General features: G+C 39.9%; 16 protein-coding genes. 4 read left to right on the top strand and 12 right to left on the bottom strand.

Annotated elements, in window-relative coordinates; genetic code table 11:
• Positions 1–66 precede the first annotated feature (66 nt).
• From nqrF to H5162_RS15220, 9 genes are all read right to left on the bottom strand, one after another.
• The gene (nqrF, locus tag H5162_RS15180) at positions 67–1,296 is read right to left on the bottom strand and encodes an NADH:ubiquinone reductase (Na(+)-transporting) subunit F (RefSeq protein WP_145241329.1); all 1,230 of its coding nucleotides are present in this window, start codon (positions 1,294–1,296) and stop codon (positions 67–69) included.
• A gap of 19 nt (positions 1,297–1,315) precedes the next feature.
• Entirely contained in the window at positions 1,316–1,924 is a 609-nt protein-coding gene (gene nqrE, locus H5162_RS15185; RefSeq protein WP_145241327.1) for an NADH:ubiquinone reductase (Na(+)-transporting) subunit E, read from the bottom strand.
• A gap of 10 nt (positions 1,925–1,934) precedes the next feature.
• Entirely contained in the window at positions 1,935–2,567 is a 633-nt protein-coding gene (locus tag H5162_RS15190; RefSeq protein WP_145241325.1) for an NADH:ubiquinone reductase (Na(+)-transporting) subunit D, read from the bottom strand.
• Complete coding sequence (locus tag H5162_RS15195; RefSeq protein ID WP_145241323.1) at positions 2,567–3,331, bottom strand: Na(+)-translocating NADH-quinone reductase subunit C; 765 nt, start codon at positions 3,329–3,331, stop codon at positions 2,567–2,569. The genes H5162_RS15190 and H5162_RS15195 overlap by 1 nt, the downstream gene beginning before the upstream one ends.
• Complete coding sequence (locus H5162_RS15200) at positions 3,324–4,526, bottom strand: NADH:ubiquinone reductase (Na(+)-transporting) subunit B (protein ID WP_145241321.1); 1,203 nt, start codon at positions 4,524–4,526, stop codon at positions 3,324–3,326. Before H5162_RS15200 ends, H5162_RS15195 begins: the two co-directional genes overlap by 8 nt.
• 4 nt (positions 4,527–4,530) lie before the next feature.
• Positions 4,531–5,874, bottom strand: a complete 1,344-nt coding sequence (locus H5162_RS15205) for a Na(+)-translocating NADH-quinone reductase subunit A (protein ID WP_145241319.1) — start codon at positions 5,872–5,874, stop codon at positions 4,531–4,533.
• Between the two features lie 376 nt (positions 5,875–6,250).
• Positions 6,251–7,444 (bottom strand): enoyl-ACP reductase FabV, encoded by a 1,194-nt coding sequence (gene fabV, locus H5162_RS15210; protein ID WP_145241317.1) that lies wholly within the window; start codon positions 7,442–7,444, stop codon positions 6,251–6,253.
• A gap of 100 nt (positions 7,445–7,544) precedes the next feature.
• A complete protein-coding gene (locus tag H5162_RS15215) occupies positions 7,545–7,856 on the bottom strand; it encodes a BolA family transcriptional regulator (RefSeq protein WP_145241315.1) in 312 nt (103 codons plus the stop codon).
• 73 nt (positions 7,857–7,929) lie between these two features.
• A complete protein-coding gene (locus H5162_RS15220; protein WP_182778910.1) occupies positions 7,930–8,535 on the bottom strand; it encodes an alpha-ketoglutarate-dependent dioxygenase AlkB in 606 nt (201 codons plus the stop codon).
• A gap of 42 nt (positions 8,536–8,577) precedes the next feature.
• On the opposite strand from H5162_RS15220, the gene H5162_RS15225 reads away from it, so the two are divergent.
• From H5162_RS15225 to H5162_RS15240, 4 genes are read left to right on the top strand one after another with little or no spacing between them, the layout of a single operon-like run.
• On the top strand, positions 8,578–9,726 hold the full coding sequence (locus H5162_RS15225) for a methyltransferase (RefSeq protein WP_145241311.1): 1,149 nt from the start codon (positions 8,578–8,580) through the stop codon (positions 9,724–9,726).
• Positions 9,727–9,728: 2 nt separating this feature from the next.
• A complete protein-coding gene (locus H5162_RS15230) occupies positions 9,729–10,283 on the top strand; it encodes a YajG family lipoprotein (protein WP_182731490.1) in 555 nt (184 codons plus the stop codon).
• Positions 10,284–10,285: 2 nt separating this feature from the next.
• Positions 10,286–10,906 (top strand): peptidylprolyl isomerase, encoded by a 621-nt coding sequence (locus tag H5162_RS15235; RefSeq protein WP_145241308.1) that lies wholly within the window; start codon positions 10,286–10,288, stop codon positions 10,904–10,906.
• A gap of 43 nt (positions 10,907–10,949) precedes the next feature.
• Entirely contained in the window at positions 10,950–12,329 is a 1,380-nt protein-coding gene (locus H5162_RS15240) for an AmpG family muropeptide MFS transporter (RefSeq protein WP_145241306.1), read from the top strand.
• A gap of 66 nt (positions 12,330–12,395) precedes the next feature.
• Here the strand turns inward: H5162_RS15240 and H5162_RS15245 are convergent, their stop codons facing one another.
• The 3 genes from H5162_RS15245 to H5162_RS15255 form a co-directional block, all read right to left on the bottom strand.
• A complete protein-coding gene (locus H5162_RS15245; protein WP_016708680.1) occupies positions 12,396–12,635 on the bottom strand; it encodes a helix-turn-helix domain-containing protein in 240 nt (79 codons plus the stop codon).
• An 882-nt stretch (positions 12,636–13,517) separates the two neighbouring features.
• Entirely contained in the window at positions 13,518–13,856 is a 339-nt protein-coding gene (erpA, locus tag H5162_RS15250; protein ID WP_058560150.1) for an iron-sulfur cluster insertion protein ErpA, read from the bottom strand.
• A 203-nt stretch (positions 13,857–14,059) separates the two neighbouring features.
• Positions 14,060–14,452 (bottom strand): diacylglycerol kinase, encoded by a 393-nt coding sequence (locus H5162_RS15255; RefSeq protein WP_182778912.1) that lies wholly within the window; start codon positions 14,450–14,452, stop codon positions 14,060–14,062.
• Positions 14,453–14,474: the final 22 nt, after the last annotated feature.

Raw genomic sequence — 14,474 nt, forward strand, 5'->3', positions numbered from 1 at the left:
GCCCCATAACATATATTGCTACGAGGCTGATATTCTAACCAAAACTAAACTGTTTTGATACGGGTGTTAGCCACCGAAATCATCTAGTAAGATATTTTCGTCTTCAACACCTAAGTCTTTCAACATAGTGATAACAGCGGCGTTCATCATTGGAGGACCACACATGTAGAACTCACAATCTTCTGGCGCTTCGTGATCTTTAAGATAGTTCTCAAATAGCACGTTATGGATAAAGCCAGTATAGCCTTCCCAGTTATCTTCTGGTTGTGGATCTGAAAGCGCGGTATGCCATACGAAGTTATCATTTTCAGCCGCTAGGCCGTCAAAATCTTCAACATAGAACATTTCACGCTTAGAACGTGCACCATACCAGAAACTCATCTTACGCTTAGAGTTCAAACGCTTAAGTTGGTCAAAGATGTGTGAACGCATAGGTGCCATACCAGCACCACCACCTACAAATACCATTTCAGCATCAGTATCTTTTGCAAAGAACTCACCAAATGGACCAGAGATAGTTACTTTATCACCTTCTTTAAGTGACCAAATGTACGATGACATTTTACCACAAGGTAAGCTTAAATCTCTTGGCGGCGGCGCAGCGATACGCACGTTAAGCATGATGATGCCTTCTTCTTCTGGGTAGTTAGCCATTGAGTAAGCACGAATTGTTTCTTCGTCTACTTTTGACTCCAGCTTGAAGAAACCAAAATGGTTCCAATCGCCACGATACTCTTCTGGTACATCGAAATCAGCATATTTAACGTGATGCGCAGGGGCTTCAATCTGAATATAACCACCGGCACGAAACGGTACTGACTCGCCATCAGGGATCTGTAGTTTAAGCTCTTTAATGAAAGTTGCTTTGTTATCGTTAGAAATAACTTCACAATCCCATTTTTTAACACCGAAAATTGACTCTTCAAGTTCAATTTCCATGTCATTTTTAACATTTACCTGACACGCTAAACGACAGCCTTCACGGGCTTCACCTTTAGAGATGTGATCAAGTTCAGTTGGTAAGATATCGCCGCCACCAGAATGAATGTGTACACGACACTGACCACAAGAGCCACCGCCACCACATGCAGATGATACGAAAATACCTGACTCAGATAACGCGCCTAAAAGCTTGGTACCTGCAGATGTTGTAATGGCTTTGTCTGGATCGCCATTTACGCCAATGATGATGTCACCGCTTGCAACTAGCTGAGATTTAGCACCAATGATGACTAAAACTAGCAGTACAACGATAGCGATGAAAACACCAACGCCTAAGAAAATCTCATAACTCATGATTTATCCTCGCTACCTATTAAAGTGAAATGCCAGAGAATGACATAAAGCCAAGACCCATCAAGCCAACAGTGATAAAGGTAATACCTAAACCACGTAAGCCGTCTGGCACGTCTGAATATTTCATTTTCTCACGGATACCAGCAAGCAAAGTAATTGCTAGCGCCCAACCCACACCAGAACCGATACCATAAACCACTGATTCAGTGAAGTTATAGTTACGTTCAACCATGAAAGATACCGCACCAAATATTGCACAGTTAACTGTGATCAATGGTAGGAAGATACCTAACGCGTTATAAAGTGCTGGGAAGAACTTATCTAATGCCATTTCAAGAATTTGTACCAGTGCCGCAATAACACCGATAAACGTCAAGAAACGTAAAAAGCTAAGATCCGCGTCAGGATAACCAAGCCACTCAAGTGCACCAGGTGCAAGAACCGCATGATAAACCAAGTTGTTAACTGGTACTGAGATACCCAATACCACGATAACTGCCACACCTAGACCGATAGACGTTGTAACTTTCTTTGATACTGCAAGGAAAGTACACATACCTAGGAAGAAGGCCAAAGCTAAGTTTTCAATGAAAACTGCTTTTACGAATAAACTAATATAATGTTCCACAGTCTGCCCCTTACCCTTTCGCTTCTACTTGGTCTTTCTTATAAGTACGAAGTACCCAAATGAATAAACCAATGATGAAGAATGCACTAGGCGGTAAAATCAATAGACCCATAGGTTGATACCAACCACCATCTTGTACAAGAGGGATGATTTCAACACCAAATAATGACCCTTTACCAAATAGTTCACGAATAAAGCCAACAGTCAGTAACACTACTGAGTAACCTAAGCCATTACCGATACCATCAAGGAACGACATTACTGGCGGCGACTTCATTGCGTATGCTTCTGCACGACCCATTACGATACAGTTAGTAATGATTAGACCAACGAATACAGACAACTCTTTCGCCGTAGCATAAGAGAAGGCTTGTAATACTTGGTCAACAACGATTACCAATGATGCAATAATGGTCATTTGCACGATAATACGTACAGATGACGGGATCTGGTTACGAATAATTGAGATAAAGAAGCTTGAGAACGCTGTTACCAAGGTCAATGCGATTGACATGATTAAAGCATTTTTTAAGCTCGACGTTACCGCAAGCGCAGAACAAATACCAAGTACTTGTAATGCGATTGGGTTGTTTGCCAGTACCGGACCAAATAGGACCGACTTCATTTCTTTAGTATCAGCCATTATTTCAACGCTCCTTCACGTACTCTCGCAAGGAAAGGACCAAAGCCGTTTTCGCCAGTCCAAAAGTCAACTGTGTGATCAACACCATTTGAAGTTAAAGTTGCACCAGATAAACCATCAATTTGATGATCATTTTTAGCGCCGCTTTTTACTACATCAATAGGTAGCTCTTTGCCACCCCATTTAGCAGTCCATTGTGGATTTTGAATTTCCCCACCTAGACCTGGTGTTTCACCGTGCTTATAAAAGTTAATATCTTTAATTGTCTCGCCATCGCTTTCAAGCGCTAAGAAACCATACATAATACCCCAAAGGCCATAACCTTGGATTGGTAAAATGATAGCATCTGTAGAACCGTCTGCTTTTTTCGAGATATATGCAGGAGACTCATGAGTCATACGCTGAATACCAGCGATATCCTTAATGCCCTCTGCTTTTAATGCAAAGCTAATTTTTTGATCAAACTTGCTTTTTTCAAAATCGAAAGCGTCGATTTTAGCCTGAACTGCTTCGCCAGTTTGAGACTCACCTGTTTCCATATTAACTAGGCGAGTTTCGATCTTAGCTTTAAAAGTTTCTGATACAGAACCAGACACATCAATGCCCGCAGCTGCCAAGATATTTTTTTGAATATCTTGCGTTTTGTTAGCTTGCTGTAAAGGGCGAAGCTGAACTGAAGCAAACGATACGATGATTGCACACACTAAACATAGTGCTACAACAACGCTTAGCGTTTTGCCGATTGATTCGTTATTACTAGACATTACGTGCCAACCTCCGCTTGATATTAGCTTGCACTACGAAGTGATCGAACAATGGTGCGAATAAGTTAGCAAATAAGATTGCTAGCATCATACCCTCAGGGAATGCAGGGTTAATTACACGGATCATTACTACCATCACACCAATTAGTGCGCCATATGCGAACTTTGCTTTGTCAGTAAATGCTGCAGACACAGGGTCTGTCGCCATAAAGAACATACCAAAAGCAAAACCACCAAGTACAAAGTGCCAATGCCAAGGCATTGCAAATACTGGGTTAGTATCAGAACCAACAGCGTTTAATAAGAATGCTGTTGCCACCATACCCAAGAACACACCTAGCACGATGCGCCATGAAGCAATACGTACGTAAATGAGGAATAAGCCACCAACTAGCAATGCAAGTGTAGATGTCTCACCTACTGAACCTTGAATGAAACCATAAAACGCATCCCACCAAAGAGCCATGTTGCTGTAATCAAGTGAACCAACAAACGCTTGACCTAGCATAGTTGCACCAGAGAATGAATCTACTGCTGTCCATACTGTGTCACCTGAAATTTGTGCAGGGTATGCGAAGAATAAAAACGCACGACCCGCTAATGCAGGGTTTAAGAAGTTACGACCAGTACCACCAAAGATTTCTTTAGCGATTACTACACCGAATGTAATACCTAGTGCAACTTGCCATAAAGGAATGGTTGCAGGTAGGATAAGCGCGAATAACACAGACGTTACGAAGAAACCTTCGTTAATTTCATGCTTACGCACTGAAGCAAATATAACTTCCCAGAAACCACCTACAGCAAATGTAACTGCGTAAATAGGTAGGAAGAAACATGCGCCATAAAACATTTTAGCGCCCCAGCCGGATTCAGCAGTTAATTCACCACCAAATATCTGGAACAGGCCAACTTGCCAAGAATTTGCTAGTTCAAAACCTTGTGCTAATGCACCAGCGGCCTGATGACCGATATTGAACATACCAAAAAACATTGCAGGGAACGTCGCCATCCACACTAAAATCATCATGCGTTTTAGGTCGATGTTATCACGAACGTGTGTCGCGCCTTTATTTACGTGACCAGGGGTATAAAAAATAGTTGCAGCTGCTTCATACAGCGCATAAAACTTTTCATGTTTACCACCGGCTTCAAAATGCGGCTCGATATCTTCTAGAAATTTCTTTAAACCCATCTCTCTAGCCTTCCTTCTCGATCGTAGTCAAGCAATCGCGTAGGATTGAACCATACTCGTATTTGCCTGGACAAACGAAGGTACATAACGCTAAATCTTCTTCATCAAGTTCAAGCGCCCCTAATGAAATTGCACTATCCAAATCACGGGCAATTAAGTCACGTAATAAAGGCGTTGGCAAAATATCTAAAGGCATAACACGCTCATAGCTACCAAGTGGTACCATGGCACGTTTTGAACCACCTGTTGACGTTGTCATTTTAAATAAACGACTCGGTGTTAGGTGTGATAAGAAAGTACGTGTTACAGAGAATTTATCTGTGCCTGGAGCAATCCAACCAAACAACTCTTTTTCGCGACCTTCAAGTAATACCGATACTTGAATGTGGTAACGACCTAAGAATGCTTGAGGACCTTGTGAAGTAGCACCCGCTAAAACAGAGCCAGAGATAACACGGTTATCGCCGTCTTCTAATTCGCCTGCAACTAAATCATCTAAAGCAGCACCCAGTTGAGTTTTCACTAAACGTGGGTTTTTAACACGCGGACCAGCAAGAGAAATCACACGGTCTGTGCTAATTTCACCAGTTAGGAATAAGTGACCAAAGGCAATAACGTCTTGGTAACCGATATGCCAAACTTGCTTGCTTACCGATACTGGATCTAAGTGATGGATATGTGTGCCAACAAGGCCAGCCGGATGTACGCCACCAAACTCATGTACTTCTACTTGAGGAATTGATGAGCTAGGTACTTGGCTACCTGCTTGTTTACAAACAAATACCTTACCATCGGTCAGACGTGATACTACAGCTAAACCTGCTTCAAATGCTTGTACATTTTCAGCAATAATCACTGCAGGATCTGCAGCAAGAGGGTTAGTGTCGATAGCCGTCACAAAGATCGAACTAGGATTTGCATCCACAGCCGCTACTTTGCTGAATGGGCGAGCACGTAATGCTGTCCATTGACCTGACTGGATCAGTACTTCTTTGGCTTTTTCACGATCGAGACTCGAAAGTTGCTCAGTCGAGAAAGCGTCAAAGGTGATTTGCTCACTGCCGTTTATTTCAATAACGACAGATTGCAGCACACGTTTTGCACCACGATTAATTTCTTTTACTGTACCAGCAGCTGGAGCAGTAAATAATACACCTGGGTTCTTTTTGTCTTCAAAAAGTACCTGGCCTTTTTTAACTTGGTCATCCACACGAACATGCATGGTTGGACGCATACCAATAAACTCTTCACCTAGCACAGCTACACGTTTGACGGTAGAACCATCATGAATAACTTGCTGAGGCGCGCCCTCTATGGGTAAGTCCAGACCTTTTTTTATGTTGATCATACGCACTTGCACTACATTAACGGAAAGAAACTGAAAAATCGTACCGACCACGTCGCTTTTCTTGATAACCCTAAGCCAAATTCAAGATAACGAAGAACCGCCTGTTTAAATTACAAAACAAGCAACGCAGTAAAATTCCTCACATATATTGCCCGAATTTTAACATCAATCAGGGTCACTATGCGAGTGTAATTATGAAATTTATACGACAGGAGCAGTTATTTAACCTATTAGCCGCATTTGAATAAAATTCAATATAGACCAAAGTGCTATTGCTTGCGAGGTGGGATGGAAATTAATCCGCTAAATAACGATAAAGTAAAATTTATCAATAAAAAAAGTCGCCATAGCGACTTTTCAAATAAACATGGCTGAATTAATCAATCATGTTAGCTATAGCGGCAACTGGATCGACATCTTGTTCATAATCAACAGCATCAATACCAAACCCAAATAAACGTAAAAACTCATTGTGGTAACCCACGTAATCAGTTAATTCGTCTATTGTTTCTGTGGTTACGCTGTCCCACACAGTTTGAATACGCGCTTGTACATCATCTTCCAGCTCTTTGTAGTTTTGGAATAAATGACCGCCGTCATCAAAGCGTGGTGAGTCTCCATAAAGGTTCTCAGTAAATAACGCGTGAATTTGCTCGATCGTGCCTTCATAGGTCCCATCCGCTTTCATTACTTTAAATAGCGCTGAAATATAAAGCGGCATAATAGGAATTGCAGAACTTGCTTGGGTAACCACTGCATTTAATGATGATACATAAGCTTCACCGTTTAATGCTTTAGTTGATTCTTTGATTGCTACGGTTGCGCGATCTAAATCTTCTTTCGCTTTACCAATAGTCGCGTGACCGTAAATTGGCCATGTTAGTTCTTTACCGATATAAGTATAAGCACTGGTTTTAAAGTTATCAGCTAGTACATCAGCCTCTTTTAATGCATCAATCCACATTTCCCAGTCTTCGCCGCCCATCACTTTAATAGTGTTATCAATATCATCTTGGTTTGCAGCTTCTACGGTAATAGCATCAATTTCACGTTTTGAGGTGTTTAAGTTTTTAGTCGTAACTGAGTTACCAATTGGCTTAAGCGTTGATGAGTAAACTTCGCCGGTATTTGGATCAGTTCGACGCGGCGATGCAAGGCTGTATATAACTAGGTCTACTTTGCCTAAATCCGCTTTAATTGTATCAATCGCTTTTTGTTTGATTTCGTTAGAGAACGCATCGCCATTAATATTTTTTGACCATAAACCTTCAGCGTCTGCGGCCGCTTGAAATGCAGCAGTATTATACCAACCTGCAGAACCGGTTTTACGCTCAGTACCTTCTTTTTCGAAGAAAATACCTAAAGTTTTAGCACCGCCACCAAATGCAGCAGTAATACGAGATGCAAGGCCATAGCCAGTTGAAGCACCGATAACTAATACATTTTTAGGGGCATTTTTTAATGCGCCTTGTTGTTTTACATAGTTAATTTGTTCTTGTACGTGCTCTGCACAACCTACTGGGTGGGCGTTAGTACAAATGAAACCGCGAATTTTAGGCTTAATGACCATTGATCATCCTATATTTATCTCAATAAAAATTAGCGCTAGTTTAAAGGCTAATTGTAAAAATACAGATCTGATGAGTTTTGTGTACTCTCAGACCTTGCCGCTAATCTAATTTAGAGCCACCTAAACAAGTCGGTGAGTCAGCAACCTGACCACTTTGCTCTGTAAATTCATCAGGAGTAAAAGTATGGATAGCCAATGCATGAATATGATTCGCTAACTCATCTTTTAGCACTTCATTAATTTGACGATGGCGTTGCAATAAACGTTTACCGCTAAACTCTTCACTTACTACAATTACTTTAAAGTGTGAATCGCTACCACGACTATGCATATGGCTTTCGTTCACCACATTAAGGTGCTTACACGCAATCGCATCAGCTAACTTGCTTTCAATCTGTTGTTGCATTGACATAAAACACTCATATTTTACTGGTTATTTATGTGCTTACTATATCAAGGCCACTACTATAAAGGCCAACAAATATTCATTTTTGAAAAATTGTTCGAAAAGTTAAGTTGATTCGAGGGTGTGCCAAACGTGTTTGTTTAGGAAGCGCATGTAGATATTGTTGCTGGCTAAGTCCATTCATAACCAAGCAACTCCCGCTGTGTAACGTAAGCGAAGTGACTTCCTTGGTTACTTTATGTTTTATTTTAAATACTCGTTCAGCCCCTAATGAAATCGATACAATAATAGGCTCATGGCCAAGTTCTGCTTCATCATCGGCGTGCCAGCCCATGCAATCATTCCCATCACGGTATAAGTTAACTAATAAGGCATTAAATCCAACATCAAATTGTTTATTTAATCGTAGTCGCATGGCATCTAATACATCAGGCCATGGTTCAACATTTAATGTCGAACCAGAATAACCGTAACGTACACCAGCATCAGCATCAGCATCAGCAATAAAACATTGCATACGTGGAATGGGGTTCGTTTTCCCAAACACGGTCGTTTTTGGTTGCTGCCAAGTCAGTGAGTCGCGTAAATAGTAGAATAAATCGAGACTTTTTTGCGCACTTAACGCTTTTGCTTGGTAGTAAAAGCCATTTGGTAACATATGGGGGTTGGCCTTTTGCCGTTGCATGTTAGAATTTACCTATCATTTGATTACTGATCACTAACTATTATGACCACGCAAGCACAGTTCGGCGATAAAACATTTACTCTTGAACGTTTTCCTTTGGATCAAAAAAACCGTAGCTTACAAGCTTGGGATTCAGCAGACGAGTACCTAATTGACTATGTTACTGAACATTATCCTGATTGTCGCTCTTTGCTGATTTTAAATGATAGTTTTGGAGCCTTGTCTTGTTATTTTAGTAAACAACAATTAACGGTTTGTTCAGTAAACGATTCTTATATTAGCCACCAAGCGGCGGCTTACAACTTAGCAGAAAATAAAATACCAACCACCGCATTTAGCCAGCTAGATAGCTTATCGGCTTTGCCTGAACACGTTGATTTAGTTATTTTAAAAGTGCCACGCACATTGGGCTTCTTGCAATATCAATTATCTGAGCTCAGCGAAGTACTCGCACCTGGCACTCCGGTTATTGGCGCAGCAAAAACCAAAGATGTACATAATTCAACAATTAAAGCTTTCGAGCAATTTATTGGTGAAACTAAAACTAGTTTAGCAGTGAAAAAATCTCGCCTAATTATTAGCCAAGCGGAAGGTGGTTATAAAGCTGCTGATTTTCCTGTTAATTGGCCTCTTGAAGGCACTGATTTTACCATTAGTAATCACGCCAATGTGTTCTCGCGGGATTCTCTGGACATTGGTGCACGGTTCTTTTTTGACTTTTTACCACAAACCAATAAAGCAAAAAGTATTATTGATCTAGGTTGCGGTAATGGTGTGGTGGGTTTGATGACACTCGCACGCTGCCCTAACGCTGAAGTTACCTTTGTGGACGAATCATATATGGCGGTTGAATCAGCACGATTAACTGTAGAGCTCAATATGGAAGATAAGTTTGAGCAATGCCGCTTTATTGAAAATGATTGCTTAACGGGCTTTGAACGTGAAAGTGTCGATGTAGTGTTATGTAATCCGCCTTTTCACCAAGCACAAGCCGTGACAGATCACATTGCATGGCAAATGTTTAAACAAGCCAAAGACACATTAAAAAATGGCGGAGAATTACGTATTATTGGTAACCGCCACCTGGACTACCATGACAAACTAAAACGTATGTTTGGCAATTGTGAATTACTTGGTTCAAATAAAAAGTTTGTAGTATTAAGTGCCACTAAAAATAATGGAATGCTATAGCTATGATGAAATATGTTTTACCTTGTTGTGCTTTATTATCACTGTCAGCTTGCAGTAGTCAGCCTAATCAATTGATCTTAAATCCGCTCTATCAAGGTGGCAAATTAAGCTCAATTAATCAAAGTTTAAGTACCAGTGTTATTGATCTTAGAGGTGACCCAGCAACATTAAAATTAATAACCTCAGACAAAACCCAAACAATTGCCAGCCAAGGCCTTACTGAATCAATTAAAAGTGCCCTTGATAGCGCTCTTAGCCGAAACGGTGCAAGCATTTCAAATCTTGCGACTACTCGTTTTGAAGTTGATATTCATACACTGCAAGCCGTAGTTACTGAAAAAATGATGTCGCATACCAGCAATGCAAAGATTGAATTAGGTGTGCGTGTTATTCGCAGCGATAGTAACTTCAGTAAAATTTACCGTGGTAATGCAAGCCTTGAAGGACCACTAGGTCACGATAGAGCAAAAATTGAAGGACAACTCAATAAGTTGACTGAGCAGTTAATTACCCGCATGGTATCAGACCCTGAATTACTGGCATTTTTAGAAGGTTAACCATGAAACGTCTATTTTTATTATTTATATTAGTGCAACTTAGCCAAACCGCAATGGCAGCGACCGAAGGACGCTTTGTACAAAAAAACAATATGTTCCCACGAGTTGAAATAACTACCACAATGGGGAAAATCATAGTCGAGATGGATCGCTCAAAAGCCCCTATCACCGTCAATAATTTTTTAACTTATGTGATGGATGGCAGCTATAAAGGCACCGTATTTCATCGTGTTGAACGAGATGTAGAAAACGACCGAGACTTTGTCATTCAAGGCGGTGGCTACGATAAAGAATATGACGGGGTTTATGAAGGCGAACCTATCTTTAATGAAAGCGGTAACGGTTCAAAAAACGATATGTACAGTATCGCCATGGCCTATCAAGATCGTCAACCTCATTCTGGTACTCGTCAGTTTTTCTTTAACATGGACAATAACGACCACCTAAACCCAGGTAAAGACTGGGGCTTTGCCGTGTTCGGTATGGTAATGGAAGGCTACGAAACGCTTGATAAAATAATGCAAGTTGAAACGGGATTTAATGAAAAAATTGGTTATGACTTTGTACCAAAAACCCCGGTTGTTATTTTAAATATAACTGTATTAGAGCCAACCCCACTATAACAATAAAAATAGCGGCCAAACCGCTATTGCCAATGAAGGCGTTATGACTAAAAGCTTGTCGGTATCAGAATATTTTTCGTACTTTAAAGATAAACGACTTATAAATGTGTTTATTTTTGGTATGAGCAGCGGTTTTCCTTGGGTCCTCATAGGCTCCGTGATGTCTGCGTGGCTAAAAGATGAAGGCCTAAGTCGCAGCATGATTGGCTTATTTGGCATTGTATTTGGTGCTTACAGCATTAATTTTTTATGGTCACCCTTAGTCGATAGAATAAAACTGCCGTTGCTATATAACTGGCTAGGCCAGCGCCGTAGTTGGATACTATTTTGCCAATGCTTTATTTTGCTAGGAGTTATTTTACTGGCAGGATTAGATATCACCGCGCATTTAGCCATCGCAGCTGCGTTGTGCTTATTAATTGCTATCGCCTCAGCGACTCAAGATATTGCTATTGATGCTTTTCGTATCGATACCCTCAGTGAAAACGAGAGCCATAAAGCAACCGCAGCAGCAGCAATGGCTACTTCTGGTTGGTGGAGCGGTTATGCTCTGCTAGGTGCTATTCCGTTTTATATGGCAGATATGCCAAGCATTGACTGGCCACAAGTGTATTACTTTTTAGCTATTGTGATGTTATTACTTATGAGTTGTGTATTTTGGGCAAAAGAACCTGAATCTAACCGCGAAGTTGTACATGCAGAACTAGAACGTATTTATCGGCAAAAGCTGGCGCTTGGTAAGCAAACACAATTAACTAAAGTTGCAGCATGGTTGGCTGTTACTGTACTTGATCCTTTTAAAACATTCTTCGCGCGTAATGGCGTGAAGACTGCACTTGCGCTGCTCGCTTTTATCTTTTTATTTAAAATTGGTGAAGCATTTCTGGCCCGTATGTCGATTGTGTTTTATAAAGAAGTCGGCTTTTCAAACACTCAAATAGCAAACTATTCAAAGCTCGGCACGGGGCTTATCACCATTGTGTTCGCATTTTTAGGCAGTATTTTTAATCACAAGTACGGCATCGTTAAAGGTTTGTTTATTAGCGGTGTGGCAATGGCTGCTTCTAACTTAATGTTTTCTTGGATCGCTCTCGCAGGCCCGCAAGAACACTTGTACGCAATGGCAATTGTCGTCGATGGCTTTACTCAAGCATGGTCATTAGTTGCTATGGTAGCATTTATATCTATGCTATGTGATCGCGCTTTTAGCGCAACACATTATGCTTTATTAGCGTCATTGGGAAATTTAGGACGAACCTTACTTTCAAGTTATAGCGGTGTGGTGATTGATGATTGGTTAGGTGGAAATTGGTCGTTATTTTTTATTTTGACTGCCCTGATGGTAATACCATCACTCATATTCTTATATCTTATTCGGCATAAATTGTATGAATTAGAAAATAGTTATCACGGTAGGAATTAATAAGGGAAAGAAATCATTTCACATCAATGAGAGCGCTTCCCTGCGCTTACAAAAAGAAACTAAATATTAGTCTTCTTTTAATAAGCCTAAACCTTCATACGGGTCGACTTCTAATGCATCACAATAACGTAAAAATTCAATTACGTCTAAACGGCGCTCTTGGTTTTCAATTTTGCCAATAAATGAATGTGGTGTACCAAGTACTTGAGCAAGGCTTCGCATTGTGTGACCTTTCTCGTGACGCTTAGTTTTAAGCCACTTGGTTAGTTTTGAGTTTTCTTCAGAAGAAACTGTTTTACCCATCATAAAAAACATCTCCTACTAGATGATTTAAAGTTAATTAATTAAGAGTGAAATTTGCCCGTCTCACTCTTGGATACATTATATACTATTCAGACTCATGTGAAATAACTAATTTCAGCTGAGTCCCCATTTAAGGAATCAGCTATTATAGATGAGCAGCTTTATTGTCAAAGTCACAACAAAACGCGCGTTCTATAATTAGTTCCTTTTTAATGTAACAAATAATTAATTTAAATAAACCTTTTTTATGATTAATTATTTTTGACTTATAAATTAAATAGTTACATTATTAACTGTCCCTTTATTGTTAGGAGCAAGCGTTTATGTTCAGATTATTGTTTTTACTACCCATTATCCTCTGCTTAGTTTGGTATTTTTTTCTTAAAGCAAATGGCGTTCCGATCAAACAAGGTAAGAAAGGCTTTATATATATTTTAGCGTTTTCTGCAATAGTGTTAGGTTTTTTTATTCTAATGCTCCAAGTCACTCACCCTACATAAATGAGTGACTTAGCCTAAAGCAAGCCAATTTGACGTTCAATTAGCATCTATAAACAAGAAATAACGGCTAAAGCCACATAAGGTACAAAGCTCAGGCCACCAGCAACAGCATCTATTAATGACAATAATCTAGAAGTATTAACTCTGAATAATTGTATGAACTCACGTAAGTATTTTAATCTTGCTACGCGGATCTAGACCTTGTTTTTAAGGAGGATTATTGAGTGGGGAATACTTCAGTAAGCTGTTCAGCTACTTTTTGCCCGCGTTAAAAATCATTACGAAATCGGTTTCATTTAATGAAATAATAGCTACGCAGTAATTTTAGATAATAAGATGTCTTAGGTAATAAAAAAGCCGCTAGCTGCGGCTTTAATCAATTGCTTTAAACGCTGAAACTAGCGCCACACCCGCAGGTGGTAGTTGCATTGGGATTGGAAACAAAAAAGCGTGCGCCTTCAAGTCCTTCGGTGTAATCCACCTCACCATCAACTAAATATTGAATACTCATTGGGTCAACCACTAAGGTTACGCCATTTTTTACAATTTCTAAATCGCCTGGGTTTGCTTTTTCATCAAAAGTAAAACCATATTGGAAACCTGAACAACCTCCGCCTGTTACATAAACACGCAGTTTTAGATCTGGATTTTCTTCTTCGTCGATTAACTGTTTAACGCGAACAGCAGCTGCATCGCTGAACTTAATGGGTAATTCTTCTGACATACCATAACCCTCTATACCTACATTGTTTTGATTATCTAATACCCGAGTGTTTTAATCAAGTATAGCGTTTACTTACTAAGCTTTGACGCGATATGCACATTTAAAATCTCATACCAATTAAGCCTGACAACAGAATAATGGCAACGAGCACAATCAGCAGAAAAAGCGCGGTTTTAATTTACTACTTTAATACTTTTTTGGTATCAAAATGGGTAGCTATAGATGGCATAGCCCCATACGGTAGTAAATATACTTAACGATATAAATACTGCTGCTGAGCCAAGGTCTTTCGCTCGACCAATGAGTATATTGTGATCTAGCGTAACTGCATCAGCAAGCGCTTCAACAGCCGAGTTGATTATTTCGGCAAATAAAATGAACACTAAGCTACTGATCAATAAAAACAAATGACTTATCGAAGATGACAAGATGATAGCAAATGGTAGTAATATTATAGCCATTACAAACTCCTGCCTAAATGCTGATTCATATTGCCATGCAGCTATAAACCCCTTACAAGAGCAATGTGTGGCTTTAATAATTCGATTGATCCCTTTACCATTAGGCTTATTTACACTACTGATTACGTTTTTCATCGTTATTCCTAATTATAGTTAA

It is taken from the genome of Pseudoalteromonas sp. SR41-8, assembly GCF_014163915.1.
Taxonomy (GTDB): Bacteria; Pseudomonadota; Gammaproteobacteria; order Enterobacterales; family Alteromonadaceae; genus Pseudoalteromonas; species Pseudoalteromonas rhizosphaerae.

Excerpts from the sequence above, each read along its gene's own strand:
- nqrF (WP_145241329.1), bottom strand. The coding sequence starts at position 1,296 with ATGAGTTATGAGATTTTCTTAGGCGTTGGTGTTTTCATCGCTATCGTT.
- H5162_RS15190 (WP_145241325.1), bottom strand. The coding sequence starts at position 2,567 with ATGGCTGATACTAAAGAAATGAAGTCGGTCCTATTTGGTCCGGTACTG.
- H5162_RS15195 (WP_145241323.1), bottom strand. The coding sequence starts at position 3,331 with ATGTCTAGTAATAACGAATCAATCGGCAAAACGCTAAGCGTTGTTGTA.
- H5162_RS15200 (WP_145241321.1), bottom strand. The coding sequence starts at position 4,526 with ATGGGTTTAAAGAAATTTCTAGAAGATATCGAGCCGCATTTTGAAGCC.
- H5162_RS15205 (WP_145241319.1), bottom strand. The coding sequence starts at position 5,874 with ATGATCAACATAAAAAAAGGTCTGGACTTACCCATAGAGGGCGCGCCT.
- fabV (WP_145241317.1), bottom strand. The coding sequence starts at position 7,444 with ATGGTCATTAAGCCTAAAATTCGCGGTTTCATTTGTACTAACGCCCAC.
- H5162_RS15215 (WP_145241315.1), bottom strand. The coding sequence starts at position 7,856 with ATGTCAATGCAACAACAGATTGAAAGCAAGTTAGCTGATGCGATTGCG.
- H5162_RS15220 (WP_182778910.1), bottom strand. The coding sequence starts at position 8,535 with ATGCAACGGCAAAAGGCCAACCCCCATATGTTACCAAATGGCTTTTAC.
- H5162_RS15225 (WP_145241311.1), top strand. The coding sequence starts at position 8,578 with ATGACCACGCAAGCACAGTTCGGCGATAAAACATTTACTCTTGAACGT.
- H5162_RS15230 (WP_182731490.1), top strand. The coding sequence starts at position 9,729 with ATGATGAAATATGTTTTACCTTGTTGTGCTTTATTATCACTGTCAGCT.
- H5162_RS15235 (WP_145241308.1), top strand. The coding sequence starts at position 10,286 with ATGAAACGTCTATTTTTATTATTTATATTAGTGCAACTTAGCCAAACC.
- H5162_RS15240 (WP_145241306.1), top strand. The coding sequence starts at position 10,950 with ATGACTAAAAGCTTGTCGGTATCAGAATATTTTTCGTACTTTAAAGAT.
- H5162_RS15245 (WP_016708680.1), bottom strand. The coding sequence starts at position 12,635 with ATGATGGGTAAAACAGTTTCTTCTGAAGAAAACTCAAAACTAACCAAG.
- erpA (WP_058560150.1), bottom strand. The coding sequence starts at position 13,856 with ATGTCAGAAGAATTACCCATTAAGTTCAGCGATGCAGCTGCTGTTCGC.
- H5162_RS15255 (WP_182778912.1), bottom strand. The coding sequence starts at position 14,452 with ATGAAAAACGTAATCAGTAGTGTAAATAAGCCTAATGGTAAAGGGATC.